This is a genomic window from Geobacillus sp. LYN3, from assembly GCF_003064505.1.
Classification (GTDB): Bacteria; Bacillota; Bacilli; order Bacillales; family Anoxybacillaceae; genus Parageobacillus_B; species Parageobacillus_B toebii.
This window is the reverse complement of sequence record NZ_QCWL01000026.1, coordinates 1-3,424: the sequence shown is the minus strand read 5'-3', so window position 1 is coordinate 3,424 and position 3,424 is coordinate 1. Positions and strand designations below refer to the sequence as shown.

The window sequence follows — 3,424 nt, the reverse complement described above, 5'->3', positions numbered from 1 at the left end:
AATATTCACATCATAGACAGGAAATACAAAAAATATTCAGCTCACTTGATCATGTGGCTGAATAGTTACATTTTTAACAATCAGAGTTAATTTTTTTCACAGCGTAAACGTTCCGAATTCATGGGGTCCAATTTTTTACATTCACTCGTTCAACGGCAGTTCGCTTTTTAGCTCTTTGTAATTCTGAATAGATTTTGAGCAATAAATTCAATTAAAAACTAGTAAGTTTTCGGTACGGGGCATCCAGCGAATGATTGAAAGCTACAGCCTGCCGAATAAAAAACTTACGCCCCATACGTTTTGTAAGTGAATGCTGAAGGTCACGAACAACGACATTGAGAAAGTACGGCGGCTTGCCGGCCATAGCAATATCGCCACGACATCTCGATACTTAAAAGACAGCTACAGTGATTTGGCGGATGCGGTGGAGGCGTTGCTGAAATTTTAACAAAGTTGGTTGTGCGAACGAACGATTTGTTTTAGGGCACTCATGATTTGTGCCTCTTTATTATCCTTGAGTGTCTTCGTCGCTTTTGTATTCTAAAATATCTCCAGGCTGACATTCTAAAGCCTTACAAATCGCATCTAAAGTTGATAATCGAATCGCTTTTGCCTTTCCATTTTTCAATATAGAACGTGTTGCAAAACGCATAACGAATGCATAAATGCACATAAAAAATCCACCACCTTGGAAATCATATACAGTAGCCAAAAAACAACTCTCCAAAGGGTGGGCACTATCATGATTTTCCATTTAAACAACGAACATGCATGGTCTTACGAAATGGATCCACTTTTAGCATCCTTATTTCGATATATTGACTCTCTGTCGTTGCCAGAAACACCGCATGTGACAGGAAGGACGCCAGTGTTTGGATAATTATAATAGTTAAACAGTTTAGTAAAATTTGTTGCGCAAGGGGAGAAGGAACATAATATGCGCAATCATGAATTTAACGAACTATCTGCTTTTGTTATAATAAAAAAATGTACAGATCCATTTTATAGAAAAAGGAGGAAAAACATGACTGAATTGAGCAAGGTGCAGATTCAACATCAACGGTTATCTAAAGCTAAAATCGCTAAAAGAGCAACTGCTATTTTCATCGGGGCTGTTTTAATGGCAGTAGGACTTGAAATCTTTTTAGTCCCTAATAACATTATCGATGGAGGCATAACAGGCATTTCAATTATGCTTTCACATATTACGGGTTTTCGTCTTGGAATTTTTATTTTTCTTTTAAACCTTCCGTTCTTTTTTATGGGTTATAAACAAATTGGAAAAACTTTTGCTATCTCCTCATTGTTTGGGATTATCGTTTTATCCATTTTTACTTCTCTGTTTCATCCTATTCCAGCCTTCACAGACGACCTTTTATTAGCTACCATTTTTGGCGGAATGATTCTAGGTACGGGCGTAGGTCTTGTCATTCGTTATGGCGGCGCTTTGGATGGCACAGAAATACTCGCTATACTCATGAACAAAAAACTCCCTTTCTCTGTTGGCGAGATCATCATGTTTTTTAATATTTTTATTCTTGGTGCTGCTGGGTTTGTTTACACTTGGGATAGAGCAATGTATTCAATTTTAGCCTATGTGATTGCTTTTAAAACGATTGATGTTGTCATTAAAGGATTAGATGAATCGAAGTCGGCATGGATTATTAGTGATAATCCTGTAGCCATTGGGAATGCTATCATGAACCGATTAGGGCGCGGTGTTACATATTTAAGCGGAGAAGGAGCATTCTCTGGTGACGGTAAAAAAGTGATATTTTGTGTGATTACTCGTCTTGAGGAGGCCAAACTTAAAGAAATTGTCGAAGAAAATGACCCAAATGCTTTTTTAGCTATAGCAGATATGGCTGAAGTACGCGGTGGACGTTTTAAGAAAAGAGATATTCATTAAGGTGTCTTTTTCTAAATTATAATCGAACAAAATTACGGAAACGGTACGTTTATTGGTGCAACATCAAAAGGTGTAAAAGTTGTTAAAATGAGTGATAAATATTGGAAAGACCGATATATAGGTGCTAAGCGAGTCATTAAGTAGATAAAAGGCTATATTAAAGCTTCTTGTTAATTGGTAGAAAAACGGCAGACTTTTAGTGGATATTTTGTTTGAAGCAGGGAGTCGCTCCGATCGGGGCGGCGCTTTTATTTTTAGGATAAAGCATGGAGTTTTATAAAGGAGCGAACGAAATGGAGTTTTCTGAATAAACTGGCTAAAAAAGAATAAGTCCAAACTTAGTGAAGAGTATTCTGGCAAACTTGAAAAGGCAAAAATATTTGTATGGATAAAAAATGGTGAAGCAAGCGATCCATCACTGGATATTATTCAGTCATTTCGTGTTTTATTAAATGTTGTTGGAAAATATATGAAAGAAAAAACATAATAGCAATTTTTTGTTAATTAAGGGTGATAAGTATGGAAAAATTAAAAATCCGAGGAGGGAACAGGATGAGAAAAATTAAGTTTCAAGAAATTGCTAAAGGCTCTTCCCCGAGAGAATATTTAGAATCTATCAAACAGGATATATGCAGGACGAAAATGATCCAAATATTTACTGGAGAGAGTCTTCCAGTTATCTTAATTTACTAATTTAAGTAATCTACCATCGTTCTATAGATGATCGAAAATAATGAAGCCAAGGCTATTCATTTTCTGAGAAAAATGATAATATTCTTATGGAAATTCTACATACTGGTGGTGCATATATGTTTTCGTCGTTAAAACGATTTTTAATTGGCAGACCGTTGAAATCAACCGAACTAGGAGAACAAAAGCTGAACAAATTAAAGGCATTGGCTGTCTTATCTTCTGATGCTCTATCTTCGGTTGCGTACGGTACGGAACAGATTTTGCTTGTTCTTGCGTCGATTGGAGCTATTGCATTTTGGTATTCCATTCCTATTGCGATTGGAGTTCTTATTCTATTGGTGGCGCTTATTTTATCGTATCGCCAAATCATTTACTCTTATCCGCATGGAGGAGGGGCTTACGTTGTTTCCAAAACGAACCTAGGCATAAATCCGGGGCTCATTGCTGGAGGCTCTTTATTGGTCGACTATATTCTAACCGTGGCAGTAAGTGTGTCCGCGGGAACGGATGCCATTACATCCGCGTTTCCAGTTTTGCATCAACACACAGTAGGAATTGCTGTCGCACTGGTTGTGTTTATCACTATTCTTAATCTGAGAGGCGTAACCGAATCCGCTTCCGTTTTGGCATATCCCGTTTATTTGTTTGTGTTGGCGCTCGTAATTCTCATTATTGTTGGGATTTTTCATATTATAAATGGACAAGCACCGTCTACCTTACATACGCCGATCGGTACTGCGGTGCCTGGAATTACAAGAATAACTGCTACGAAAGCCCGTGACTTTAGTCATCGGGATGAAGTGGCTGAATAATAAAATTATT

At 37.4% G+C, this 3,424-nt stretch carries 2 protein-coding genes and 3 pseudogenes; 4 read left to right on the top strand and 1 reads right to left on the bottom strand.

What is annotated here, in order from left to right; genetic code table 11:
• Positions 1 to 214: 214 nt before the first annotated feature.
• Positions 215 to 448 (top strand): annotated as a pseudogene (locus DCC82_RS16655) (tyrosine-type recombinase/integrase); the annotation flags it as partial.
• A gap of 60 nt (positions 449 to 508) precedes the next feature.
• On the opposite strand, the gene DCC82_RS16650 reads toward DCC82_RS16655, so the two are convergent.
• Positions 509 to 673: a helix-turn-helix domain-containing protein gene (locus DCC82_RS16650; protein WP_073967901.1), complete on the bottom strand. Its 165-nt coding sequence runs from the start codon at positions 671 to 673 to the stop codon at positions 509 to 511.
• A 69-nt stretch (positions 674 to 742) separates the two neighbouring features.
• Here DCC82_RS16650 and DCC82_RS16645 point away from each other — a divergent pair.
• From DCC82_RS16645 to DCC82_RS16630, 3 genes and pseudogenes are all read left to right on the top strand, one after another.
• A pseudogene (locus tag DCC82_RS16645) lies at positions 743 to 871 on the top strand (ISNCY family transposase); the annotation flags it as partial.
• A 153-nt stretch (positions 872 to 1,024) separates the two neighbouring features.
• Positions 1,025 to 1,909 (top strand): YitT family protein, encoded by an 885-nt coding sequence (locus DCC82_RS16640; protein WP_062678177.1) that lies wholly within the window; start codon positions 1,025 to 1,027, stop codon positions 1,907 to 1,909.
• Positions 1,910 to 2,718: 809 nt separating this feature from the next.
• A pseudogene (locus DCC82_RS16630) lies at positions 2,719 to 3,378 on the top strand (APC family permease); the annotation flags it as partial.
• Positions 3,379 to 3,424 lie beyond the last annotated feature (46 nt).